Below are 24,383 nucleotides of genomic sequence, written 5' to 3' on the forward strand. Positions count from 1 at the left end.
TCCCTAGAATGGAACTGTGTGTGGGCATCATTCAATATGCGTTCTTCCGCGAGAACCATCACGCTGATCTCTCTACTCACGGAATTGTCATCATCTAAATCTCGCCATAACTAGAAAGCGGTTGCAAGAGAACTGTCTGTAGCGAAATCGGTACCTCGCTCAGGCCCGCGCACTGAAAAGTCTCAAATGACATCCGCTCAAACGCGGGTTCAACCTTCCTCAACTCATAAATCGCGCCTTGATGTGCAGCCAGAAGCTCGCAGACACATCGCGCCGCCTCCTGTCCAGGGGCAGACGCAATCTGTGCGTGCAGGCCAAACTCAGCCACGTAATCGTCTGCAAATACCACCGCCGCTCCTTCCTGTAGCACTGAGCGTCTATCTGGCTTTGTACGAGAGAGCAGATGAACACATCCGTAAGCAAGCTCATAGAGTGTCCGGGAAAACGAATCTTCCGTGCGCAATGACAATAGTATTGTCGCCTCCGGGACGCTTCCATCCAAGAACTGAATGCAAGGTCCTCTAGGGTCAACCTCGACATTCAGCAGGGTCCAGTGCCGTTCGGGGGGGCCATATCTGCCTTCAAGTTCTTCGAAAATATGGTGCGTTAACGTCGCCATCGAGTACTGGCCGACGCGATCGTGGCTGTTAAACCTGTTTGACATCGAAGATTTGTTCGTCATTGCAAGCTCGAAGGCTAAAAAATAGATCGCGGGCGTGACGTGTATGTGCAGTATCTTACGACTGAGGAGGCATTGCTTCAGCGACAGATCTCAGTCCATACATCGTTGAAATCTGGTCGTGGTGCGGTTCATTGCGCATCTGGCTGTCCGCCAAGATTGTGTGTAGGGAAAGACGGCGCACAGGATAAAGTCAGATGTCAATCGGTCACTTCGCAACGACATACGATCGATTCCAGCGTAGATGCGCTGGCGCTTCATATTTGCAGGCGGTTACGCTGCATATCGCGGTGAACTGGAATGATACTGCGGGAGCGGTGGTTCGGAAGTTATGAAGGATTGTTTTTTTTCTATGAAGCGGCGACCTTGACTGTTGGGCTTCGCTGATGTCATATCTGCTCAACAAGCGAAAGGAGACGACGGTGAAATCAGTGAAGATCTGTATCTTTGACGCGTACGGTACGCTATTTGACGTGCACTCAGCAGTCATGCGAAACGCAGAGGAGCTCGGCGAATGCTCGGAGCCATTGTCTGCATTGTGGCGTCAAAGACAGCTTGAGTACTCATGGACCCGTACATTGATGTGCAGGTACACCGATTTCTGGGAAATCACAGGGCACTCGCTGGATTTTGCTCTTAAAACTTACAAACTGGAGCGGGTCGAAGGTTTGAAGGGCCGCTTGATGAATGCATACCGGGAGTTGAGCGCGTACCCAGATGCTGCGGAGACACTGCGTGCTTTGAAAGCGATGGATCTCCAGACTGCCATACTGTCAAATGGAACGGCCAGCATGCTCGATGCAGCGCTGAAAGCAAGCAACCTCTCGATACTCCTTGATGCCTGCCTATCAGTTGACAGCTTGAAAATCTACAAGCCCGATCCGAAAGTTTATCAACTGGCGTGCGACAGGTTTCAGGTTCGTCCTGACGAGATTTGTTTCATATCATCCAATGCATGGGATGTAGGTGGCGCTGCTTCTTTCGGATTCAATGCTGTGCGTATCAATCGTCAAGGTGCTCCTCTGGAGTATGAATTTGCACCGTCATGTGATCAGCTTCAGTCTCTCAGTGAACTGCCTGCGCTTTTGCTTCGCAGCAACAGTATCTAGGTCACGTGCGGCTATCCAGATGCTGTTGACGGCATCCTCGCCACCGCCTGTGATCGCGGTACCGCACATGGAGAGAGTCGGGCTCCTTTTGCCGGGCAGCAACGTTCGAGCGCCTGGTTGCCCTATACCGAGTCGATACCGCAATGAAGGTGTGCGTACGCCCACTCTCACATTTCAGCCTCGCCCCGGTTTTCCAGCCGGTGCGCCTCTTGCAGCAATAGCAGATATTAGGTGAATGCGCCTCCTCGACATCTCCAGGCCTTAGGTCGGCACAACGCTCTTGAACTGCAACAAGGTCCGGAGCAAGCCCGAGCTAGCGTCGACCACTGTCTTCGCCATCCTTGCACGCAGTGCCTTCGCCAGTTCTTCCGAGCTACCTGTGGTGGCGCCGCATGCCAACTGTGTGTTGGTCGTCAAGTGCAGCAAAGTCCTTCAGTCCTGTGTCTGCACCAACAGAGCTCATAGTGTCGCTGGGGCGAGGCTCCTGCTTCGGCCTCGATTTCACAGACATTGCCATACAACCGGCTGCGCATGTCTTCGCAGACGTTGCCGGCGCCTGGTTCACCGTCAGCAAGGCCATAGTTGTCCACAGTGACAGGGTCATCTTGCCGACGACGGCTGCTCATTGCGATATTGGACTGCGTTCTCTCGGACGAGATCCAGCCACGTGAACGGTGTTCGTCGCCCAACGCTCCGGGAGACTGCACAAGACAGCCTTTTGTCTTGTGGGTGGCAACTCCTCAACCGCCGGATGCAGTGACCAGTGAGTTACCAGGCCTCATCTCCGACATAGGAATTGCCCGACCGGGCACGCTGGGACGACTGGACTGGAATCGCGGTCACGAGGCATGGGATTCGCGCGCGGCGCAATCAGTTCGCCAGCGACGGTGCAGATTATCAGTGGATGAGCCAGGGGATGCAGCACGCCTGCATCGCATCGTTCGCCAGCATGCCTACTTCCCGCTGTGCCGTGAAACGATGCGCACGATGGTCGACGAAGGAGCGGCGGATGTGGTGGTTGCCTGCTTCAATCCAGAAAATTCTCAGGCAGCGGCGCCATGTTGAATTGGCAGCCCCTTTACTTGCGAAGCATCGTTGCACCAACGGAAAACCGGCCCCCTACAGCTTGTGTTCATCGCCGATTCAAGGGCAGCAGTTTTTGCTTCATTTGATCATCTTAGCGCTGACCGCGATTCGTAGAATGCTGAGACAAGAGGAGGGATCGAGAGGGCGATGCAGCGAATGAAAAATTGACTGATGGAATCGATCGAGAAGCTCTACTAAACAAATGATGCAAGCTTCAGCCGAGACGACAACCGCGATTTGGAGGCAACGGTCGAGCAGGGCGAGGTTGAGACCGGGCTCCGAAAGCCAATCGTCTCCGTACAGGCTCCCGGAATCTGGAAATTTGAGCTGGTCTTGTTACTGCGTAACGGTCGAATGAGATTAAGCGATTACAAAAGTGCGCCGTTAATGAAGTGTCTGCAGACAAATAGATTGACCGTCTTTCAAAAACAGACAGTTGACAATACAAGAATCATCCATGGCACTTTCAAATTCTGAGCGGCAGAGACGATATCGCAAGCGACGTCTCGGACTGGGGGGGAAGCATGAGCGCATAAGTTGCTTGGTGTGCATCTCAACGAAACGAAATCTGGAACGCCTTGCTTGTTATTTCGGCTGCACGATCACTGAAATGATCGAGCGTCTGATTAACGAGAGGACGTCCGATGTGCTGAGCAAACTTGATGAGGAAAGTCAAGATCGGTTCCTTGCGCAGAGCGAGCTCGCCGAGGACACCTAGTCAGCAAATTTCGTTCCCTCACTACCGGATGCAAGTCTGCAGAAGAACACTCGCAGATAACCACTACTTGATACCTATGAACATGACAATTTCTCGGCGCTTGGTGCTTACGCTGGCCTTCGCCTTGATTTCGATGCTCCTCGTCGGAGCTTTCGGAATCTGGCAACTCAGCCGGTCTCAGCAACGATTCGAAAGCTTTCAGAATAACGTTGCGCGTAATGTAGACACCCTATCAGACGCCGTCGCTTCGCTTTACCAGTCCCGCATTCTTGTGTTTCGGTACGCGACCCAGACCGATCCGGGTCTCCGCGCAAAAATTGGCGTGCAGCTGACAAGTGCCGTCGACGGTATGAACTCGTCGTTGGACAAATATGGCCGGGAAGATGTCACAGATGACGATGACAGGAACTTGCTGGAGAAAGATAAGGCAGCCGTCGCGCCGTTTCTCAAAAGCCAGCAGCAATTTCTCGATCTGGTAAAAAATAATGAAATGGCTGCTGCCTATGCCCTGCAGGAGGACGGAGCGCCTCTACGCGTCACCACACTGGCGCTCCAGCAGGCGTTGACGGCACACATCAAACACAGCTTTCAGTCAGGCGAGAAATTGCGTGCTGAAAACACCTCGGCATATTCGCAGTCTCTATGGGTTCTGATCGAGGCGATATGCTGCGCGACGCTGTTCAGTGGCGGGATGGGCCTAGTCCTGCAACGAACGATTGGCCGAAGCCTGAGCGGTATACGGCGGGCTCTGACAACTGCACAGGCTAATCTTGATCTCACCTGTCAAGCCCCTGTTGAGAGAATGGACGAGGTGGGACAGACCGCCAGCGCATTCAATGAACTCCAGAGCCGGATCAGGAGCGTTCTCGAATCCGTTCGCCTATCGGCTGACGCAGTTGCAGTAGCGTCAAAAGAGATCGCGAGCGGCAATACAGACCTTTCTGCCCGGACGGAAGAGCAGGCGGCCTCGCTGGAGGAAACCGCCTCAAGTATGACTCAGTTGACCGAGACCGTTAAACAGAATACCGATAATGCCCGGCAGGCAAATATGCTCGCCGGCAACGCGACGGAACTCGCAGATTCGGGTGACGCGTCAGTGACCGCGATGGTCGATACCATTCGCAGGATCACTGAGAGCTCTGACAAGATATCCGAAAATACAGGCGTCATTGAAGGGATCGCGTTCCAGACCAACATACTTGCGTTGAATGCGGCAGTGGAAGCCGCGCGTGCTGGCGAGCAAGGGCGTGGTTTCGCGGTTGTGGCGAGCGAAGTGCGTAGCCTTGCGCAGAGGTCATCAACTGCTGCGAAGGAAATCAAAGGGTTGATTGAGGCATCTGCAGCTACGGTGCACGGGGGCGCGCAGCAGGCCACGGAAGTGGGAGTGACCATGGGGAAGGTCAAACACGCTATCAAGCAGGTATCCGATATCGTCGGCGAAATTGCTGCAGCCTCAGAAGAGCAGAGTGCTGGGATCGAGCAGATAAATCGGGCAGTTAGCCAGATGGATGAAGTTACACAACAGAATGCGGCGCTTGTTGAACAGGCAGCTGCCGCTGCGCAATCACTGGAGACGCAGGCTGGCGCTCTCAATGGCTCCGTCGGCCAGTTCAAGCTGGGAGACAGTCGGACATTTGATCAGCCAGCCCGACCCGTACCTCCCGATCCGCGCAGGTCTATCCCTGTGAAAGCGATCTCACGTCCGCCTGTCGCGCGAGAGGTTACCCCGTCCGCACGTCTAGCAGCAGAGGGAAATTCCCGACAGGGCGTCGCTAATGTGAGCGCTGAGTCGGCTGGTGAATGGCAGTCATTTTGAGGGGGCGTAAAATGCAGGACATTGATGGGTTGGTAGAGTCGGTGAACAACCTTGCGGCCCACAGCAAGCGGGTATCGTCATCGTTGGGTGCGCGTGCGCTGGTATTGGGAAAATTCTTGGAGGTGGCGACGCCGCACCTTACCACTACCCAGTGCAGCGTGATCGGTCAGGCGTTTAAACGAGGTATTGAAGATGTCATGGCGTTGATGGATGACACTGCGCTTCCCCAGGAATTCCATTCTGAGCTTTTATCGTTGACCAACACTATCGCTGCAGATCTGGAGGGGCAATCTGGACGCGTCGGGCGCTGAGTTGCGCACCGGGATGATGAATCGCTTTTGCGAGACTCCGGTGTTCTTCATGAATCAGTTCGCGCGTGCCATCGATGAGGCCCTGTCGCCCGAGGGCCAACGCGCTGAACGTGCGCGCGGAGATGTCGTACTGCCGGTAGAACTCAGTCTTGTGCGAATTCGCCTTGCCGCCGTCAGCCGCGACCCGCGCATAAAGCTTGTGTTTCATCGTGCCGTACAGCCCCGCAATCCGATTCGGCAGCTGTGAATCGACGTCGGACAGCCGCAGACGTGTTTGCAGCGTCGACTGCATTAGGCCGGCAGCGTCCGCAGATTCCTGCGACTGAGCGCCTCGTACAGCTGTGACGGGAAGCCCATCAGTATTTCGACCAGTTCTTCGGTCAGTTGCAGCTCATCGGATACAGCCGGAGGCGCGTCGAGGGAAGCACCCCGATTCGAATTTCGCGCGTCCTGCTGGTAACGTCGGTGCTCGCCAACGGTCCTGCTAGCGCCAGTCGTCCCTGTCGATGCGAGCGCCGCAGCGTGCCTATCGCTACGCCCAGTTCCGTCGCCGTCTCGCCAATTGACGGAAGGAAGTCGTATCCGATATCTCCCTGAAGATACCGGGTGTAGAACCCATTTCTAAACGCGATGATCAGGCTTGCGCGGACTCAATGTTTACTGCTGCAAACCCTCAGGGCTTATGGCTGGCAACTCAAGCAAGCTTCGGCACATCCTCTTCGGGGCCCGGATTGGGCCAGACGTACCGAACCAAGCCGTGGCCACCAGTTTGCGCCGTCCACGCACCGGCCGCCCGCCTATGTACGCCGGGGTGGGGCAGCGATGTTGACCGCGTTCGGGTGCTCAAGCTTTGACACGAACGGTGCATGAAGATGTTCACATATTTGTCTGGTACAGCCAAATAACCGGTCTTGCCGAAACGGATCGCTCGAAGGCGTCCAAGCGATTGTTTCGCACCGCCGCGAGGCTAATTTTCTTATATCAAACTCTGCGGCATGGTCCTTTACAATGACCAGCCGAAGTTGGAGCGCTCGCGTGCGAATTGTTCGCCCTCGCGCGGAGCGCCCCGAATGCCACCGATTGGGCGTTCACTCGGCAATTTGTCGCGTACTCACGAATCTCCCGTGCGGCAGAACGAAAGATGCCACGAAGGAGATGACAATGTTGATTGAGAGTGCGATCAGACCTATGTACAGCGGCCATGTTTCACCGCCGGCATGGAGCGGATACACAGGCTTTAGCCCCTGTGAAATCGCGAGACCTGTTCCCAGAACAATCCCTGCCAGCCAGCCAAGAAACAGGCCGGGTGTGCTAAGGCGGCGCGTGTAGAGCGAGAAGACGATGGCAGGAAAAATCTGCAGAATCCAGACCCCACCTAGCAACTGCAGATCAATCGCATACTGCGTCGGCAGAAATACAATAAAGAGCAGCGCGCCGAATTTCACGACCAGCGAAACAATCTTTGCCGTCGATGCTTCCTGCGCCGATCCCATGTCAGGTGAGACGAGCGGTCTCCAGAGATTGCGCGTGAAAAGATTGGCGGCGCCTATGGACATGATCGCCGCCGGCACTAGCGCACTGATCGCGATCGCCGCTGCAGCAAAGCCGACGAACCATGACGGAAACAGGGTATTGAACAACGCCGGCACGATATCTGATGCTGACTTCACATGCACGCCCGCCGCGATTGCCATATAACCAAGCAGCGCAATCAGACCCAGCAGCAGTGTGTACGCCGGCAGGAAAATTGCATTCTTGCGAACTGTGCTCGCGGACGATGAAGACAGCACTGCCGTCATCGTATGCGGATACATAAAGGCGGCAAGTGCCGAACCTAGGGCAAGCGAGGCATAAGCGGTGAATTGCGAGGGCTTCAGGATGATGCCTGTCGCGCCACCCTTGGCCTTGAAGTACGTGTCAGCCGTGTCGAATACATGCGCATAGCCGCCGAGCTTGGCTGGAATCAGCCATATAGCTGCAATCACGACGATGTAGATCATGATGTCCTTCACGAACGCTATCATCGCTGGTGCGCGCAGGCCGCTCGCGTACGTGTACACCGCAAGAATCACGAAAGCGACGATCAGAGGAGTCTCGCCGCTCACGCCCAGACCTTTGATTACTGCCTGCATTCCAACCAGTTGCAATGCGATGTACGGCATGGTCGCGACAATGCCGGTTAGCGCGACGGCGGCGGGGAACCACTTGCCGCCGTACTCACCCTGCACATAGTCGGCGGCGGTGATGTGATTCTTCTCTTTCGCCACGATCCACAGCTTGGGCATCACAGCGAACACAAACGGATACACAATGATGGTGTACGGCAAAGCGAAAAAACCGTACGCTCCAACCGAATACACCAGTGCGGGCACCGCGATCACGGTGTAGGCGGTATAGAAATCGCCGCCCACGAGGAACCACGAAATGACGGTGCCGAACTGGCGGCCGCCGAGGCCCCACTCATGTAATTGCGTCAGGTCACCTCGCTTCCAGCGCGCGGCGAAGAAGCCGATCACGGTGACGAGAACGAAGAATGCGATAAAAACGTTCATCGCTACAGGGTTCACAGGGGCCAGTTCGTTCATTTGATGCCTCGGTACACGATGTAGATCAGCAATGAGGTCAACGGAACCCACAGGAACTGATACCAGTAGAAAAATGGGAAGCCCATAAGGGACGGGTGCGTGTCGTTGTAGAACGGCAGCCACAACAGCGCAACGTAAGGGATGAGTAAGATTATCCATAGCAGGGGGCTGCTGGCTGGTTGCCTGAAATCCATGATGTCTCCTTTGTCGAGATGAAGTGCTTGAGTTGTTATTAAGTGGCGGGCCGGAGTTGCTTCGTCACATGGTCTGCTTATCGAGTCGGCAGGCGTGCTATGTACTACTCGGACTGCGTTTAGCGCTTGGCTTGGCGCGAAAATTTACTTGTTGCTCAGCGAACAGGCGGTCTAACTGTGCAACGCGCGATGGCGCGTGCAAGCAATGCCAGGCAGATTCCCTCTGCTTACCCACCAATGTCTTGAGATTTAGGATTGTGCATGTTATCCAGATAAAAAGTTACCACCAATCGAAGGTAGGTGACTGGTTCTATGGCATTCGGCACGAACCCATCCGATCTCAGTCCGCCGGATACAGGCAGTGACATTGCCTGATGGTCGATGAGTCAGGCCGTTTTCTTGCCAACTCCGGCATGCGTCTGGTCGGTCATTGTCGGCAAATACTTCGCGATCGTATTGGACCAGCGCCCGAATTTAGATGACGACTAAAGTTGCATTTTTGCAACAATTCATTACCTGGTCGCGAACGACGGCAAAGCGTCGGCTCGGTACAAGAGGGCGATGCGCTGGCAATCTGTGCAGTAGAAGAGTGCGGGCAGATACTGCTTTTGTCTCCCAGGTTCAGGTCGCCAGCAAAACACCAGAACCTTTTAACGCCAGCGAATGATGATGGTTTTTCTTTTTGACGAAAAACTGCATCACGTTTAGAAATGAATTCTACGGTCGGCATCCTTGTGCAGATACCGACCGCGCCCCTCATCGCTTGGTGATGCGACGGACCAGTTGGGCGTAGTAGTGGCCCGTGGTGGCCGAGGCGACGACAATTGGATGGGCATCCGCTCAGCGCCGCACGTTGCGCGCCAGCATGGGCGTAGCGCTTTCGTGTGCGCTAAGTGAATCATGACGTGTCGCCCATCTGTGCAGCGGAATGTACATCCAGACTAGTTCGAAAATGTGCACGCTGTTGCTGGAGCTCCCAATTGCGGCTACTGGGTGCACAGACGATTGATGCGCATAGGTCAGTGCACGTTAGAACGAGCATAGTGTGTCAGAACGCAGCACTGTAGATCGCGAAAGCGTCAGATTCATTCACAGGACGCGGATTGTTCATCAAAAGGCGAGTTTGCAGCATTGCGTCGCTGGCCATACGTTCAAGATCGCTCTTCTGCACGCCCACCTCGCGCAGCGTACGTGGGATACCGGTGGCAGTAATCATTTCATCGATTTTATTAATCAGCGATACGGTTTTAGCTTCATCGCTGCCCGTTGCGTCAGGAACGATGACGGCAGCCAGTTCTGCATATAGGCCTGCTGCGATCGGTGCGTTGAAGCGCAAAACGTGCGGTAAGACCAATGCATTGGACAGTCCGTGAGGTACATGGAAAATCCCGCCGATCGGATAGGCCAGCGCGTGCACAGCGGCGACTGGCGAGTTTGAGAACGATTGGCCAGCAAACATGGCGCCGACAAGCATTGCTTCACGTGCCTTTCGATCGTTTCCGTTTTCACAGGCAAGAAGCAAGTTTTTTGAAAGCAACTCTAGCGCCTTGACGGCAAGCATGTCTGAAATGGGATTTTTAAGATGCGCCGACGTGTATGCTTCAATAGAATGCACCATCGCGTCAATGCCCGTCGCCGCCGTAGCAGCCGATGGCAAGCCAAGTGTCAAATCAGCATCAAGAATGGCCAGATCAGCGAATAGTTGCGGTGCTACGACGCCCATCTTTGTTGTCTCGCCCGTCGTGACGATCGATATCGCCGTGACTTCGGACCCTGTTCCGGCAGTGGTGGGCATTTGAACCAGAGGCAGACGTTGTCCGCTGATCTTCTTGATGCCATACATTTCCTGCAGAGATTGCGTCCCCGGAAGCAGGACCGCAAGCAGCTTCGCGACATCCATCGATGAGCCGCCGCCCAGCCCGAGCACCACCTCAGCATTAGCCTTGCGTGCCCTTGTAGCTGCTTCCAGCACGATGTGCTCGGGTGGGTCTGCGACGACGTCATCGATGACAGTCACGTCCCATTCGTGGCCAGCGAGATCTTCGAGCGCAGGATTAAGCAGGCCGCTTTTGTGCAGAAAACTGTCGGTAACTATGCACAGACGCTTTTCCGTAGGAAAGTGTTCGCGGAGAATTGTGCCGAGGCGGCGTGCGGCCCCCGTTTCGACGACCAGCGTTGGGACAGTCTGAAAGCGAAATGGATTCATAGTTACTATTTCCTTGTATCAAGCGGCCATCTGGCCGCGATCGATGCGATGAACGACATCAAGCACAGATCCGGCATGCTGCAGGTCCGCACCCGATAGAATCACGGTTAACCCAGCGCTGCGTAACTGACCGATCACTTCAGCGATGCGTTTCGATAGCGCGGGTGCCACGCCTTCGAATGGTTCGTCGAGCATCAGTAGTCGCGAGCCAGTCATTAACGCTCGACCGATCGCTACGAGTTTCTGCTGTCCGCCCGACAACGCCAGCGCACGTCGCGGGCCGAACTGGCGAGCCTCCGGGATAATCTGATATACATTCTCCAGACGCGCGTCGACGTCTTTCGCCTTGAGTGCCCAGGCGGGAACGCAGAGATTTTCTTCGACAGTCATGTCCGGGATCAGGCGTCTGTCTTCCGGGGCGTAACCGATGCCGAGTGCAGTGCGTTCATGCGCCGCTCTTCGCATAAGATCGACACCGTCAAATGTCAATGTGCCGGCGTTGGGTTTTACTAGACCCATTATTGCGCGAAGAGTCGTCGTCTTGCCGGCTCCATTGCGACCGACCAGTCCAACTATTGAACCCTTTTCGACGGATAGGCGAATCCCGCGCAGGATCTCTGTTCCGCCAAGTCGGACATTGAGGCCGTTGATTTCAAGCATGGGCCGCTCCATGTTCGCCGGAGACGCTTACTGCTGTTTCGCCGATGATTAGTTCGCGTACCTTGGGGTCAGCGAGTACTACCTCGGCCGTGCCGTCGGCGATGATAGTGCCATCGAAAAACGCCAGTACCCGGTCGCTGTAGCGCCGTACAATTTCCATGTCGTGCTCTACAAACAGGACCGTGACATCCAATTCCCGCGCGGCATCGAGCACACGATTCATGACATCAAATTTTTCTTCAGCAGCAACTCCCGATGTCGGTTCGTCCAGCAACAGCACTTTGGGCTTGCAAACCATCGCTAGCGCGATATCGAGAAGCTTGCGCGTTCCCTCGGGGAGGGTACCGGAGGGCGTTTCCGAAAATTCAAGCACACCGAGACGAGCGAGACTTTCGTCTGCAAATGTCGCAGGGAAGCCGGATATCGCAAGTGCAATTTCGACATTCTCACGTGCAGTCTGTGAGGCAAACAGCTGGGGAATCTGGAACGAGCGAGCGATACCAAGCTTTGTGATGTTTCGTGGCGCAATACCCGTGATTCGTTTGTCATAGAAGTGGATGTCGCCACTGTCAGGGCGGATATATCCCGTCAACATGTTGACGAACGTCGTTTTCCCGGCGCCGTTTGTGCCTATCAGTCCAACGATGCTGTGCTCTTCGATACTGACGGTGATGTTACGGGCAGGCATCACGCTGCCGAAGGATTTTTGTAGCCCGGTTGCACGGATGATCGTCTGTTTGTTCATGTCGTCATGTCCTTTGCAGGGGCCGACGCTGCCGAAACGTCGCGGGTGGTCCCGATGGAACGAGCGCGGCGGATGGAACCAAGGCTCGTCAGTCCGCCCGGCAAGAAGGCAATAATGATGAGCATGATGGTGCCCATCACTATCTGCCACGCGTTTGGCGCATATCGATAGGCCATCGCTCGTGCAATCTCGAGCAAAAGAGCACCGAGAAACGGCGCGAACGCGAAACGCGTACCCGAGAGGACCGCGATGAACACGAATTCACCGGAGGTGGTCCAGAATGCCATGTCTGGGTCGATGTGCCCGATATTGAAAGCCGACAACGCACCACCAAGTCCTGCTAGCGCTCCTGCGATAACGTAGCTCAGATGGATGTTGGCCCGTGCAGACGTACCCAGATATTCGACGCGAATCTCATTGTCCTTGATTGCCGGGCCGAGACGGCCCGGTGTTGAGCGCATGTACAAACCAACGGCGATTACGCACAGTAGCGCCGCAATGAATACGGCGGCGAAAAGGCTGGCGCCGGCAACTGAGAATTGCATGCTTTCAAGGCCGAGCGTTGGTGCCTTGACATTGAAGCCGTCACTTCCTCCAAGGCTTGCATTGTTAAGCAATGTCCCGTAGACAATCATCGACAGCGCGAGCGTGAGCATCGCAAAGAAGATGTCACGATATCGTGCGAGCAGAAACCCAAGCAACCAGGTGAGCAGGGCGGACGTGACTGTCGCGATAATGAGCAAGGCGAACAGGTCAGTAAGACCGAAAGAATTCATTGCGAAGCCGACGCAATATGCGCCCACCGCGTACGTGAGAGCCTGCCCAAAAGAGGCGAGACCGGTGCGCAACAGCAGAGCAACGCCCAGCGCAACGATACCTTTGGACAAAGCCACCGATATGAGGAACTGCCATTGCGGTAGCGCGAGCCCAGCTATACCAATCGCCACGATGCCGATAAAGGTAAGCAACGTGCTTCGCGAAAGAAAATGCTGTTTCATATCTTGCGAGCCTCTAATGGGGCGAACAAACCTTTCGGGCGCACGGCCAGCACCAATGCCATAACGATGTAGATCGAGAACAGCTCGCTTTGTGGCCAATAGTGCACAGCCAGCGCGCGCACCAGTCCTACAAGTAAGGCACCAAGCGCCGCGCCTGGCAGCGAGCCGAGACCACCAATAACGACAACAGCGAACGTGAGCACGACAATTTCGACACTCATTCCGGGGGCAACGGAGATAGTTGGCGCGGTAAGCGCTCCGCCGAGCGCAGCAAGGACAGCGCCGGCTGAGAAGGTCCACACGAAGTACCGATTAACCTGGATGCCAAGCGCTTGACTCACTTCACGATCGTGGATGACTGCGCGCAATAGACGTCCGGCACGGGCGTAGCGCAAGAACAGCATCAAGCCCGTTCCAGCGACGATTGCCGCACCGACGATGATGAAGTTGTAGCGAGGATACGACAGATCGCCGAGCTCGAAATTGCCAAGGAAACTGTACGGCTCGGACACCGAGTACGGATCGACGCCCCAGACGAGCTTGATAGCATCTTCGATGATGAGAAATAGCGCATAGGTGACGAGCAACAGTACAACGGGATCCTGGTTGTAAAATCGCTTGAGTACTCCGCGTTCTACGGCGACGCCCACGACGCCGCCCGCAAGGATGGCTGCGACAACCAGCAACAAATAACTTAGCCAAAGATTTCCGCCGTGAGCGACCCACGGACCGATAAGCGTCACGCCAGCATATGCGCCTATCGCATAGAAGCTGCCGTGCGCCATGTTCAGGATTTTGAGTACACCGTAAACAAGCGTTAATCCTAATGCGACCAGGAACAGCCATGCAGCGTACATCACCCCGTCGACTAGGACGGCGTAGAAGGAGGACATCTTTGCATCTCCATAAGCGCCAGATCGGGCGCAGACTCTAACGCGAAACAGAGCCAGACGCCCGATGTTTGCTGTACTAACAAGACATTCAGCTTAAGGAAAACATCTGGTCCTAATGTTTCAGACCGCCCTTGATCCAGTCCGCAGACTTGACACCAGGGGGCGGGGTGACTTCATCGACGCTGTATTGCTTGACATCAGTTACTGTCACCGCACCGTTCACGTTCTTGACGATGCCGAATGCCGTGCCCTGAGCAGCCTGATGCCCGTTGCCGAGCGAAAGATTGATCTTGCCGGCAGGTGAGTCGAAAGAAAGATGCTCGAACGCGGTGATAACCTGCTCCGGCGACGGCTGTTTGCCGCCATTTGCAGCCTGAGCCTTTTCATATGCGGCTTTGAGGCCAAGCAGGCTTTGCGTCATCTTGTACGAGGGGTAGCTTGGCGTATCTGCAAACTTCGCGCTGTACGATGCACGCAACCAGTGATTTAACGCGTTGTCTGGTGCGAACATGCCGTACATGCCTCGCGCGCCCAGGATGACACCGTCAGGCAGACGAGTTTTGCCGTGGGCAGCTGTTTCGCCCGCCGTCAATACGGTCAAAGACTTCTTGAACAGATCGCGCGGACCAGCCTGCACGATCAAACCTTCAAGATCGCCGCCCCAGAAGCTCGAATGCAGCACGTCAGGATGTGCTCCGAGAAGGCTCGAAATCTCAGCGTTATATTGACCTGCCCCCAGATTCGGCATTTGTGAACTGACGGCTTTGGCGTTCGGCTTGAGCACCTTCAGCGTTTCTCCGAAATCGTTCCATGCGTCCTGGCCCCACGCGTAATTCTGGTTAATACCCGCGTAGGTTGCCAGATCAGGCTTCCGCCAAGCGACATAACGGGCTGCCCCTACGTTGTCCATGGTTGCAGTGGCGACCGGGCGGAACACGTACTTGTAGCTGGCGTCCTCGAACACTCGGGGTGTGCCACAATCAAACAGCAGAGTGACCTTTTTCATCTCTTCTGCGACGGGTGCCACTGCCAGACAGTTGCCGGATGAGGTGTAGCCCACTACATAGTCGACACCCTGGTTGATCAGGTTTCGGTATTCACTGACTTGCTTGCTTGTGCTGCCAGCTTCGTCAACATAGACGAGTTCAATTGGTGTCCCACCGAATCCTTTGGTGGTGTATGGCGCTGGAACTTTCCCGTCATTGAGATCGGCGGTCACGACCTCGGCTGCGTGCTTTGCAGGCACACCGAAGGGACCAGCGGCGGCTCCGGACATGAACGTGACAATACCGATCTTGATGGATTTGCTCTGTGCAAAAACACCGTGTGCGCTGAACAGGGAGCTGCACGCTACGGCCAAAGCTAGTGGCTTCATACCACGGCTAACAACACGCTTCATACTGGTTTCCTTGAGTGGTTTCATGGCTCTTTTTTTGATAAAAGGAACGGATTCAAACCTGCAAACAGAGGTATTTGAGTTCCAGATATTCGTCAATCCCGTAGCTCGAGCCTTCCCGCCCGATGCCTGATTGCTTCACGCCGCCAAACGGCGCGACTTCGTTTGAGATCAAGCCGGTGTTCACACCAATCATTCCGTATTCGAGCGCTTCAGCGACACGCCAGGCTCGACTAGTATCGCGAGTGTAGAAATAAGCGGCGAGCCCGAATTCAGTATCGTTTGCCATCGAGATGACCTCTTCATCGCGAGAGAATCTGAAAAGCGGCGCTACAGGGCCAAAGATTTCTTCCCGGGCAAGACGCATATCGGCCGTTGCATCAGCGATAACCGTCGGCGCGTAATAGTTACCGCCCAGCGCGTGGGAATGACCGCCTACCAATAACTTTCCACCTTTGGATTTTGCGTCATCGACCAAAGTGCTGACCTTCTCGAGTGCCGTACCTTCAATCAACGGACCGATCGCTACGTCCGCATCAAGGCCGTTGCCAACCTTGAGGTTTGCAACTCGCGCGGTGAACTTCTGGGCAAATTCGTCATAGATGCTTGCTTGCACGTAGAAGCGATTTACGCACACGCAAGTCTGGCCACCGTTACGATATTTCGCCGCGAGCGCACCGTCGACCGCTGCGTCGATGTCAGCGTCATCGAAAACAACAAAGGGGGCATTGCCGCCAAGTTCGAGGGACATCCTCTTGATGGTCGGTGCGCATTGGGCCATCAGCAGTCGCCCGACTTCCGTTGAACCGGTGAAAGACAGTTTGCGCACTGATGGGTGCGACGTCAGGATGGCGCCTATTGCCCGTGCGTCGCCGGTCAAAATCTGGAACACACCGCCCGGGATGCCGGCTCTCGCAGCTAGTTCAGCCAGTGCGAATGCAGACAGCGGAGTCAATTCGGACGGCTTGAGCACTATTGCGCAGCCCGCTGCAAGAGCAGGGGCAACCTTGCGCGTGATCATCGACGCTGGGAAATTCCAAGGTGTGATTGCAGCGCACACGCCGACCGGTTGCTTGATCGTCACGAGCCGTTTGTCGGCAGCAGGCGATGCCAACACGTCGCCATTGACACGTTTCGCTTCTTCAGCAAACCATTCGACAAAGCTTGCGGCATAAATGACCTCCCCGCGCGCCTCGCTGAGAGGCTTGCCTTGTTCACGCGTCATCAGATAAGCGAGATCGTCAGCATTTGCGAGTATCAGGTCATACCAGCGCCGCAGCATATTCGCACGCTCTTTGCCGGTTCTCGCAGCCCATACTTTCTGTGCGATCTCGGCAGCGGCAATTGCCCGTAGGGTTTCATCGACACCGAGATTGGGTACTTGCGCGAGCACATCGCCAGTAGCGGGGTCGGTCACCTGGAAGCTCGCGCCAGTGTCAGCACTGATCCATTGGCCGTCGAGATAAGCGTGTTGCTTAAGGAGGGTCGGGTCGTTGAGTTGCATGGAATTCAGATGTCTCTTGTTAGAATGACGTACCGTTCAATCTATTGAACGGCATTCTATAGGCTGGATTATGAGCAGTCACCAGGTAATTCCACCAAGACCCGCTCTGGTGATATTGTCCGTAACATGTTGTTTTGTTTAGCTGACGTGCGTTTACTAAATTGCCAATGCCGAAGCACAACTCCGAAAAATCTGCCCCACCTGGCCAGCTGGAATTGAAATCAACTTCACCCGCTGTCGTTCGGGCGGTGCAGGTTCTCGATGCGATAGCCAAGGCAAGCCAGGCGTTGTCACTGGCAGATCTGGCGCGCGAGACGGGTTTTCCCAAAAGTACTCTTCATGGGTTGTGCGAGACTTTGGCGCATATGCGCCTCGTCAAGCGTCAGGCGAGTGGAGCCATGGCGCTTGGCCCGCATGTAATGACGTGGGCCAGTGCGTTTCTATCGCAAACAAGCATCACCGATGAGTTTCAGGCAATGTGGGCGCAGTCAACTGTGTTCGCGGACGAAACGGTAACCCTGTCGGTGCTGGACGGACCCGACGTGATTTATCTGGCATGCCATAACGGTAATCAGCCGCTTGGGATTACGTTTCGCCCAGGGATGCATCTGCCGGCCCCGTATACGGCGACGGGCAAAGCCATGCTTAGTACTCTGCCTCCGGAGGTGGTGACGGAGCTTTTGAGTGAACAGTGGCCCCAACCGCTGACGAAGGCGAGCGTGGCTGATTTCGACACGCTTTCGGACGAGCTGGCGCAGGTACGTCAAACGGGGTATTCAGTCGATAATCAGCAGATGCGGGAGGGCATGATTTGCTTCGGCGCGCCTGTATTCGATACATCCGGCACGCACGCCGTTGCGGGCTTGGCGGTCAGTTTCCTCACCAGCGAGATTGATAGCAGAGGGGGAGATCGCATTGGAAGAGACATGCGCGAGTTGGCTGATCAACTTTCGGTGCGGCTGGGCGCATCACTGAAACGTTTCTAACGTGATTGATATAGGTGATCTTGGTCCAAGACGACGCTGTCCATGACGAGATATTGAGGTCGTCAAGGGCTGCAGCCGGCTCGGCACACGGGTCGTCAACGGATATGTTCAGGCGCCCGTTTTCTGCAGACGACACAGTGATTGTCTGTTGTCTCCTCTTTTGAACCGATGAGGAATGCCGGGCGTGAACGGCTGATCTGCTATGCGGCAACCTGCTTGAGACGGACCGGTTCTGGTTGCTGCGTGAGGATGTGTCGTCAGGTCAGGTCAGTGCATCGCGGCGTCATCTGATGGGCCCCAAAATGCTGTAGCCTGAACGAAAACGATGTCTCACGGCTCAGTCCGAAGGGGAGGCACGCATGCTCGGGGGAGTGCCCCTATGTGATTCGTCAAGCGTCAAGAGCGGACTTCGGTTGATAGAGGGCACAGTCGCGCAGCATGGCGAACAGCACGTCGCACCGTCGTCTGGCAAGAGCGATGAGCGCCTGATTGTGACGCTTGCCCTGCTGGATCTTGCGCGCGTAATAGTCCCTTGAGATTGGGTCGCCGTGACTTAACCCGAGTCTCTGCGCAAAGAGGCTGGCACGACAATGGCGCATCAGAGAATGTAATCCGGTCAAACAGGAACAATGACAGGTTCGGCTAAGAAATCGTTGTCTAACGTTGAGTCCAGGCGGCTATCGTGCGTTTGCTCGCGGTCTGCGCAATACAGCGTTGGAACTCTGCTGATACCCCGACCACCCCGACGGCAATTGAGCATGTGACGGGGGAGTCTTGGGAAGATCAAAGCAAGCTGTCAGGAATTTGGCTTCTTCTGAAGGCCTGGACCCTGCTCAACGTACCATCGATCGACGGTCGAGTGCGCCCTCGAGAACGCACATGTGCTGTCGTTCTTCACGATAGAAGATAGCGCTGCATCTTGGCTATAGGTGAAAAACAGGCAAAACGTAGAGGTGTCTGCTTGGCATAGCCCGTGACGGATTAGTTATGCAGTAACGCTATTTTTGCTGCTGCTTGGTATATGCTCGATAGACGGTTGCATCTACGCGGAATCAGTGTGCACTTTATCGGAGACGAAAATGCATAGCAGGGATTCTCATTCGGGATGAGCACTTCTTAAGTTGGCGGCTCAAGACAGGGGCGAAATCTGTTCTACATTGTGAGAATATTTTCGAGAAAATTAAAGAAGCCTCTGACATGGAGTGAACAGAGCGTGGCTATATTAAGTTGACAGGCAGGCGAGCTGATTGAACCATTTAAAATGGTTAAATCAGCTGGATAACCGAACTAATCGGTATCTGCTTCAATTAATCGTCGGATCAGAGGTTGGGCGCATGAGTCAGGAGAAGTCCAACGTCCCGGCTCTGGATAATTTAATGAAAATAATATGAACCGGTGCGAAAATGCCGCGTCATAATATATAACGCTCTAAGGTGTGGTTCAATAAATAATTGAAATAATTCGTGAATTGTGTGCGGGCTCTACTTAAGAAGGTCTTGCGGATGTGTAGGTAGTGGCGCTGAAATAATAGCGCACCAAAGCCGGTAGCTATCTCTTGCTTGGATACAGGAGAATATGTGAACACGATCCAACTGGTAAACGGCGATCTGCCGTACCCGTCGCAAGGCAGCCAGCCTTCAAAGCTTGAAATCGACGAATTATGCATGATCCTCTTCAATAGGTGGTGCGAGAGGAGAAGCGTAACGCCGCTCGCATATCTGATGCACAGCTGGCCAATGCCTAGTCGAGCATCTCATGTCATTCGGCGATTGTCGGAGACGCTCAAGGAGTTGGAAATGTCCCATGCGGATTCACTAACCTTCGAAGAGCGCCGACTCCTCGCCAAGCTTGTCGATCTGACAGCTCAGCCTCTTTTTGCGAACTCCCGAAGCGAACCACGTATTTAATGGCTCTGAAGAGGTGATGATACACAATCGTTGTCTCTTGCTTCCGTCAACCGAGCACGTGTCAATCGGCGGGGGCGCGTCTCATTCACGCACTTCTGGATTGTGATACGATTCCACTTTGGGTTGAGTTCGTAAGGCGATGTTCGCCATGGATAACGTTGACGAGGTCTACAAAGTATTGGCGAATCCGGTCCGACGTCAGATCCTGACGTGGTTGCGCGAGCCTTCGCTGCACTTTCCGAACGCATTGCTTCCCTTGGAGCAAGGTGTTTCCGTGACGGACATTTTGCGAGCAGACGGGACTTTCCCAAGCCACGATATCAGTGCATCTCGGCGCCATGACTCGATAAGGACTCTTGATTCGCAAGCGTGTCGGTCAGTGGGTGCTTTTCCGCCGAAACGAGTCGCTTATTCGAGCCTTCGTCGACCAAGTAAGTATTCAACTATGATCCGTGTCTGCTGGAGCTCGAGAGCCCGGCAGTGACAGCTGTTGCGTCGATACATCAATCAATCTGCTGTTAGGTCCGCGACGCTTGCGTGGCGACTCAAGCCTTCGCGTATCGATCTGGTATTTCTGCATCCATGGTCGCACGGCCTACGATAGATGCGACGTCCGTTGCAATCTGTCAATCTGCTGCCTACGGAAGACTAATCAGGCCGAACACGCAGATTTTTTGACCAGCGTACCTGGACACGCTGCACCCGAATCTTTTCGGAAATGCCGCGCGATACGGGATCAAGAGCTCGGAAACCGAGCAACGACTTCTCCAATCCGGCATTGGTCGGCCCCGAAACTAGAAGCATGTCATAATCTAAAATATTACCTTCGAGGGTTGGCATAGTTCAATTCCGCGAAGCAGTCTGGCTGAACACATTGAGACGAAGATAGACCTTGGCCGTTCGGATCGAGCTATATACCCCATAGATTTGGCTTTCGGAAGTCGCCATGAAACGAGATTCGCTGCCTGTCGATGTGATCATTGAGTTGCCGTTCAAAGAGCCTTTTGACTGGCTGAAAATGTTGCAGTTTTTTGATAGCCGCTCCTCCGCTGGTGTAGAAGCAGTTGAAGACGGGGTATATCGTCGGGCCATCGACTGGATGGGCGACAGCGGCGTCCTGGAGGTTCGCTTGCATCAGCGGAAGAAGTGCCTGGTCGCGGGAATCTCGGGTGCTGCCGCTCGTCACGCCGACCATCTGATTGCGCCAATGAGCCGAATGTTCGATCTTGAGGTCAACCCGAAGGAAATCCACAAATGTTTTTCAGCAGATCCATGGTTGGCTCCTTTGGTGGCCTTGTCTCCGGGTCTTCGTGTCCCGGGGGCGTGGTCCATATTTGAATTATTGATTCGGACAATCGTTGGGCAGCAGGTGAGTGTGAAAGCTGCCGCGACTCTGATTGCGCGGATTGTCCAACGGACAGGAAAACGCGTAGACGGTCATCCGCACGAAGGAACTGCGTGGCGATTCCCAACAGCGTCCGACTTGGCCGAGGCTGATCTGACACAGATTGGTATGCCCGGCAAGAGAGTCGCGGCTATGCAGGCGGTTGCGGCCGCTGTCGCATGCGGAAGTCTACCTATCGACAAGGCTGATATTGACTCCGCCGTCATTCGAAGTTCCTTGCTCTCGATGCCTGGCATTGGCCCATGGACGGTCGAATACGTAGCAATGCGCGCTTTGCGCGATCCTGACGCCTGGCCAGGCTCGGACCTTGTTTTGACGCAAGCGATCGCGAGGCGCGACCCATCGCTCACGCGCGCGTCGCAACATCGGGCGCGCACAGAAGCATGGAGGCCTGGCGGGCATATGCAGCGATTCACCTATGGAACAATTTCGCTGCGGAGGCAGGGGCAGCGCGAGGCGGCTAACCTGCGAACCAGGAGGCGCCCGGGCGCCATCGCAGCCGCCGTCCCTGATGGGCAAATCGTGAATCTAACTGCAAGAGAAAGGCTGGATCGGTTGGACGACGGAGTGTGATCTCCGCCTCACAAGGCGCGATACGACTTTGAAAGTCGTCTGGAGTGAGCGTCACGCTATGCGATTTTGTTTCGAGGTCAGGTCATGGAGTTGCCTCAACCATTGAAAGGTTTCATTCTTACCCGTCATTGGCGGGACACAGCGACTGGCTCCGAAATTGAATTCTGGATCGCCACCGATGCTGGCGCACGAAAGGTCAAGCTCACTTCGCAAGACTCAGTCGCGTTCGCAGCTGCAGAGTTTAAGGCCCAGATTGCAGCCGTGGTTGATAACCTATCCGGAGCGAGCGTACGAGACCTTGCTCTCAAAGACTTCGAGCATCGCGATGTGGTAGGTGTGTATTGTCCTCGATATCGACAGTTGACCGCACTGGAAAAGAATCTGAAGGAGAAAGGCATACCGTTATATGAGGTAGACATACGTCCACCGGAGCGGTACCTCATGGAACGGTTCATCACAGCGTCGATAGAGATCGACGGCGGAACTGTAGACGGTACGACTATCACTGATTGTAGGTTGCGATCTGATCCTGAGTATCGCCCGACATTATCAATGGTCTCTCTTGACATTGAAACGAGTGCTCACGGCGACTTATATTCCATTGCGCTTGAAGGTTGTGGCGAGCGGCAGGTCTACATGCTTGGCGAGCCAGCGGCGGGCGCTCCTCCAGCCGACTTCAAGCTGGACTATTGTGCAAGCCATCGACAGATGCTCGAGTGCCTCAACGAATGGTTCAGTAAGTTCGACCCAGACCTTATCATCGGATGGAGTCTCATTCAGTTTGATCTTCGCATCCTACAGAACCACGCAGACAAGCTAGGTGTGCCGTTGGCACTTGGTCGTGACGGAAAGATAATTGAATGGCGCAGACACGGCACAAAAGAAGGCTATTTTTTCGCACCTACGGCTGGTCGGCTGGTCATCGATGGTATCGAAGCGCTTAAGGCCGCGTCATGGACATTTGCAACGTTTAGCCTTGAGGCTGTCTCACAGGCGCTCCTTGGCGAGGGTAAAGCAATTTCGGATCCCTACGATCGCATGGACGAAATTGATAGACGCTTTCGTGAAGACAAGCTGGCTTTGGCGCGATATAACCTGAGAGATTGCGAACTCGTGACCAGGATATTCGCCAAGACAAAGCTTGCTGAATTCCTCATTGAACGTGCAAATGTCACCGGACTGCAAGCAGATCATTTCGGCGGCTCAATTGCAGCATTCAATCACCATTATCTTCCCCGGATGCATCGTGACGGATATGTGGCCCCGAATGTAGGGCAGGTCCCGGAGACGTCATATCCGGGTGGCTTCGTCATGGACTCCAGACCCGGCTTGTATGACTCCGTTCTGGTACTGGACTACAAAAGCCTGTATGCCTCGATTATCCGGACATTCCTCGTCGATCCTGTCGGAATGATCGAAGCAGAGATAGAGCTCGATAACGCTGCAGTAGTACCAGGGATGCTGGGCGTGTTTTTCTCAAGAAAGAAGAGGGGTTTGCCCGATATTGTCACCCGGCTGTGGGAGCGCCGCGACGTCGCGAAGCGAACCAAAAATGAACCGCTGTCGCAGGCACTTAAACTATTGATGAATTCGTTTTGTGGCGTGCTCGGATCGCCGGACTGCAAGTTCTTCAATCCGCCTCTAGTATCATCGGTCACGCTACGCGGGCACCAGATTATGCGTCAAACGAGAGGGCTCGTGGAGAAGGAAGGTTATGAGGTGATCTATGGGGACACGGACTCAATCTTCGTGTGGCTGAAGAAAAAGCATACCGATGCGGAGGCTATGGGCGTCGCTGATCACCTGGTTACGACAATCAATCGGTGGTGGGACAAGCATCTTGCAAAGACCTTGAAGCTGAAGAACTCCCTGGAGATCGAGTTCGACACCTATTACCAGCGTTTCTTCATGCCTACCATCCGGGGGACAGAGCAAGGTAGCAAGAAGCGTTATGCCGGCCTTGTGAAAACGCCTGATGGCGATGAAACAATCGTCTTTCGTGGTCTTGAGACTGCGCGCAGTGATTGGACGCCTCTTGCACAAAAATTTCAGCGCGAGCTGTACATGAAGATATTCAAAGCCGAGCCATATCGCGACTTCGTTCAGTCGTATGTGCGAGATGCAAGGCAAGGGAAACACGACGACCTGATGGTGTACAGGAAGCGCTTACGGCATAGCATCAGTAGCTATAATCGGAACGTTCCGCCGCAAGTTCGGGCGGCTCGTCTGGCCGATGAGTTGAATACAAAGCGTAAGCGTCCATTGCAGTATCAAAACGGAGGCTGGATCAGCTATCTTATGACGCGTAACGGGCCTGAACCGGTCGAGGCCGTCACGGCTCCCATTGACTATGATCATTACATTACTCGCCAATTGCAGCCAGTCGCTGACGCGATTCTCCCTTTGGTCGCTGATAGCTTTAGTTCGTTGATCGATCAGCAGGGTAGTCTGTTCTAGCCATGTGACGGCTGGACGCATCCTGCGCTATTTGTTTCCGAACACGATTGATTTGAGCCGATGCGGCCGCCAAACCCTATCTGCCGGCAGTATAAAAAATGACGCGTAAATAGCTGATACAACTGGTCATGCCATGCTAGATTCTCGCGTATGCG

Annotated in this window: 18 protein-coding genes and 3 pseudogenes; 8 read left to right on the top strand and 13 right to left on the bottom strand. The window is 54.7% G+C overall.

Annotated elements, in window-relative coordinates:
- Positions 1 to 94: 94 nt before the first annotated feature.
- A complete protein-coding gene (locus P3T16_RS26835; protein ID WP_429344581.1) occupies positions 95 to 682 on the bottom strand; it encodes a hypothetical protein in 588 nt (195 codons plus the stop codon).
- 419 nt (positions 683 to 1,101) lie between these two features.
- On the opposite strand from P3T16_RS26835, the gene P3T16_RS26840 reads away from it, so the two are divergent.
- From P3T16_RS26840 to P3T16_RS26850, 3 genes are all read left to right on the top strand, one after another.
- Positions 1,102 to 1,788, top strand: a complete 687-nt coding sequence (locus P3T16_RS26840; RefSeq protein ID WP_429344582.1) for a haloacid dehalogenase type II — start codon at positions 1,102 to 1,104, stop codon at positions 1,786 to 1,788.
- Between the two features lie 1,886 nt (positions 1,789 to 3,674).
- Complete coding sequence (locus P3T16_RS26845) at positions 3,675 to 5,408, top strand: methyl-accepting chemotaxis protein (protein WP_429344633.1); 1,734 nt, start codon at positions 3,675 to 3,677, stop codon at positions 5,406 to 5,408.
- An 11-nt stretch (positions 5,409 to 5,419) separates the two neighbouring features.
- A complete protein-coding gene (locus P3T16_RS26850; protein WP_429344583.1) occupies positions 5,420 to 5,719 on the top strand; it encodes a hypothetical protein in 300 nt (99 codons plus the stop codon).
- Here P3T16_RS26850 and P3T16_RS26855 read toward each other — a convergent pair.
- The 10 genes from P3T16_RS26855 to P3T16_RS26900 all read right to left on the bottom strand — a co-directional run bounded on the left by P3T16_RS26855 (position 5,673) and on the right by P3T16_RS26900 (position 16,900).
- Entirely contained in the window at positions 5,673 to 6,011 is a 339-nt protein-coding gene (locus P3T16_RS26855) for a hypothetical protein (protein WP_429344584.1), read from the bottom strand. The two genes, P3T16_RS26850 and P3T16_RS26855, sit on opposite strands and share 47 nt — an antisense overlap.
- Positions 6,012 to 6,807: 796 nt before the next feature.
- On the bottom strand, positions 6,808 to 8,304 hold the full coding sequence (gene mctP / locus P3T16_RS26860) for a monocarboxylate uptake permease MctP (RefSeq protein ID WP_429344585.1): 1,497 nt from the start codon (positions 8,302 to 8,304) through the stop codon (positions 6,808 to 6,810).
- Complete coding sequence (locus P3T16_RS26865; protein WP_429344586.1) at positions 8,301 to 8,498, bottom strand: DUF3311 domain-containing protein; 198 nt, start codon at positions 8,496 to 8,498, stop codon at positions 8,301 to 8,303. Before P3T16_RS26865 ends, mctP begins: the two co-directional genes overlap by 4 nt.
- A 1,048-nt stretch (positions 8,499 to 9,546) precedes the next feature.
- Entirely contained in the window at positions 9,547 to 10,704 is a 1,158-nt protein-coding gene (locus P3T16_RS26870; protein ID WP_429344587.1) for an iron-containing alcohol dehydrogenase, read from the bottom strand.
- 18 nt (positions 10,705 to 10,722) lie between these two features.
- A complete protein-coding gene (locus P3T16_RS26875) occupies positions 10,723 to 11,364 on the bottom strand; it encodes an ABC transporter ATP-binding protein (RefSeq protein ID WP_429344588.1) in 642 nt (213 codons plus the stop codon).
- Positions 11,357 to 12,109, bottom strand: coding sequence for an ABC transporter ATP-binding protein (locus P3T16_RS26880; protein WP_429344589.1), 753 nt, complete (start codon positions 12,107 to 12,109; stop codon positions 11,357 to 11,359). The genes P3T16_RS26875 and P3T16_RS26880 overlap by 8 nt, the downstream gene beginning before the upstream one ends.
- Positions 12,106 to 13,107 carry a branched-chain amino acid ABC transporter permease gene (locus P3T16_RS26885; RefSeq protein ID WP_429344590.1) on the bottom strand — a complete coding sequence of 334 codons (1,002 nt, stop codon included), beginning with the start codon at positions 13,105 to 13,107 and terminating at the stop codon, positions 12,106 to 12,108. Before P3T16_RS26885 ends, P3T16_RS26880 begins: the two co-directional genes overlap by 4 nt.
- Positions 13,104 to 14,000, bottom strand: coding sequence for a branched-chain amino acid ABC transporter permease (locus P3T16_RS26890; protein WP_429344591.1), 897 nt, complete (start codon positions 13,998 to 14,000; stop codon positions 13,104 to 13,106). Before P3T16_RS26890 ends, P3T16_RS26885 begins: the two co-directional genes overlap by 4 nt.
- A gap of 112 nt (positions 14,001 to 14,112) precedes the next feature.
- Positions 14,113 to 15,423: an ABC transporter substrate-binding protein gene (locus P3T16_RS26895; protein ID WP_429344592.1), complete on the bottom strand. Its 1,311-nt coding sequence runs from the start codon at positions 15,421 to 15,423 to the stop codon at positions 14,113 to 14,115.
- A gap of 28 nt (positions 15,424 to 15,451) precedes the next feature.
- Positions 15,452 to 16,900 carry an NAD-dependent succinate-semialdehyde dehydrogenase gene (locus P3T16_RS26900; RefSeq protein ID WP_429344593.1) on the bottom strand — a complete coding sequence of 483 codons (1,449 nt, stop codon included), beginning with the start codon at positions 16,898 to 16,900 and terminating at the stop codon, positions 15,452 to 15,454.
- Positions 16,901 to 17,067: 167 nt separating this feature from the next.
- On the opposite strand from P3T16_RS26900, the gene P3T16_RS26905 reads away from it, so the two are divergent.
- On the top strand, positions 17,068 to 17,886 hold the full coding sequence (locus P3T16_RS26905) for an IclR family transcriptional regulator (protein ID WP_429344594.1): 819 nt from the start codon (positions 17,068 to 17,070) through the stop codon (positions 17,884 to 17,886).
- A 389-nt stretch (positions 17,887 to 18,275) separates the two neighbouring features.
- Here the strand turns inward: P3T16_RS26905 and P3T16_RS26910 are convergent.
- Positions 18,276 to 18,431: pseudogene (locus P3T16_RS26910) on the bottom strand (IS110 family transposase); the annotation flags it as partial.
- A 1,032-nt stretch (positions 18,432 to 19,463) separates the two neighbouring features.
- Here P3T16_RS26910 and P3T16_RS26915 point away from each other — a divergent pair.
- Positions 19,464 to 19,793, top strand: a complete 330-nt coding sequence (locus P3T16_RS26915; RefSeq protein ID WP_429344595.1) for a hypothetical protein — start codon at positions 19,464 to 19,466, stop codon at positions 19,791 to 19,793.
- Between the two features lie 148 nt (positions 19,794 to 19,941).
- Positions 19,942 to 20,242 (top strand): annotated as a pseudogene (locus tag P3T16_RS26920) (ArsR/SmtB family transcription factor).
- A gap of 199 nt (positions 20,243 to 20,441) precedes the next feature.
- Here P3T16_RS26920 and P3T16_RS26925 read toward each other — a convergent pair.
- On the bottom strand, positions 20,442 to 20,633 hold the full coding sequence (locus P3T16_RS26925) for a hypothetical protein (RefSeq protein WP_429344596.1): 192 nt from the start codon (positions 20,631 to 20,633) through the stop codon (positions 20,442 to 20,444).
- A 106-nt stretch (positions 20,634 to 20,739) separates the two neighbouring features.
- Between P3T16_RS26925 and P3T16_RS26930 the strand changes: the two are divergent.
- Positions 20,740 to 21,662: pseudogene (locus tag P3T16_RS26930) on the top strand (DNA-3-methyladenine glycosylase family protein).
- A gap of 193 nt (positions 21,663 to 21,855) precedes the next feature.
- On the top strand, positions 21,856 to 24,228 hold the full coding sequence (locus tag P3T16_RS26935; RefSeq protein WP_429344597.1) for a DNA polymerase II: 2,373 nt from the start codon (positions 21,856 to 21,858) through the stop codon (positions 24,226 to 24,228).
- The last annotated feature ends 155 nt before the right edge of the window (positions 24,229 to 24,383 follow it).

Origin of the sequence: Paraburkholderia sp. GAS42, assembly GCF_050436565.1 — a bacterium.
Taxonomy (GTDB): Bacteria; Pseudomonadota; Gammaproteobacteria; order Burkholderiales; family Burkholderiaceae; genus Paraburkholderia.

Coding starts and splice junctions, on each gene's coding strand:
- P3T16_RS26900 (WP_429344593.1), bottom strand. CDS start 16,900: ATGCAACTCAACGACCCGACCCTCCTTAAGCAACACGCTTATCTCGAC.
- P3T16_RS26925 (WP_429344596.1), bottom strand. CDS start 20,633: ATGCCAACCCTCGAAGGTAATATTTTAGATTATGACATGCTTCTAGTT.
- P3T16_RS26895 (WP_429344592.1), bottom strand. CDS start 15,423: ATGAAACCACTCAAGGAAACCAGTATGAAGCGTGTTGTTAGCCGTGGT.
- P3T16_RS26885 (WP_429344590.1), bottom strand. CDS start 13,107: ATGAAACAGCATTTTCTTTCGCGAAGCACGTTGCTTACCTTTATCGGC.
- P3T16_RS26905 (WP_429344594.1), top strand. CDS start 17,068: ATGCCGAAGCACAACTCCGAAAAATCTGCCCCACCTGGCCAGCTGGAA.
- P3T16_RS26835 (WP_429344581.1), bottom strand. CDS start 682: ATGACGAACAAATCTTCGATGTCAAACAGGTTTAACAGCCACGATCGC.
- P3T16_RS26845 (WP_429344633.1), top strand. CDS start 3,675: ATGACAATTTCTCGGCGCTTGGTGCTTACGCTGGCCTTCGCCTTGATT.
- P3T16_RS26865 (WP_429344586.1), bottom strand. CDS start 8,498: ATGGATTTCAGGCAACCAGCCAGCAGCCCCCTGCTATGGATAATCTTA.
- P3T16_RS26890 (WP_429344591.1), bottom strand. CDS start 14,000: ATGTCCTCCTTCTACGCCGTCCTAGTCGACGGGGTGATGTACGCTGCA.
- P3T16_RS26850 (WP_429344583.1), top strand. CDS start 5,420: ATGCAGGACATTGATGGGTTGGTAGAGTCGGTGAACAACCTTGCGGCC.
- P3T16_RS26880 (WP_429344589.1), bottom strand. CDS start 12,109: ATGAACAAACAGACGATCATCCGTGCAACCGGGCTACAAAAATCCTTC.
- P3T16_RS26935 (WP_429344597.1), top strand. CDS start 21,856: ATGGAGTTGCCTCAACCATTGAAAGGTTTCATTCTTACCCGTCATTGG.
- P3T16_RS26875 (WP_429344588.1), bottom strand. CDS start 11,364: ATGCTTGAAATCAACGGCCTCAATGTCCGACTTGGCGGAACAGAGATC.
- P3T16_RS26870 (WP_429344587.1), bottom strand. CDS start 10,704: ATGAATCCATTTCGCTTTCAGACTGTCCCAACGCTGGTCGTCGAAACG.
- mctP (WP_429344585.1), bottom strand. CDS start 8,304: ATGAACGAACTGGCCCCTGTGAACCCTGTAGCGATGAACGTTTTTATC.
- P3T16_RS26855 (WP_429344584.1), bottom strand. CDS start 6,011: ATGCAGTCGACGCTGCAAACACGTCTGCGGCTGTCCGACGTCGATTCA.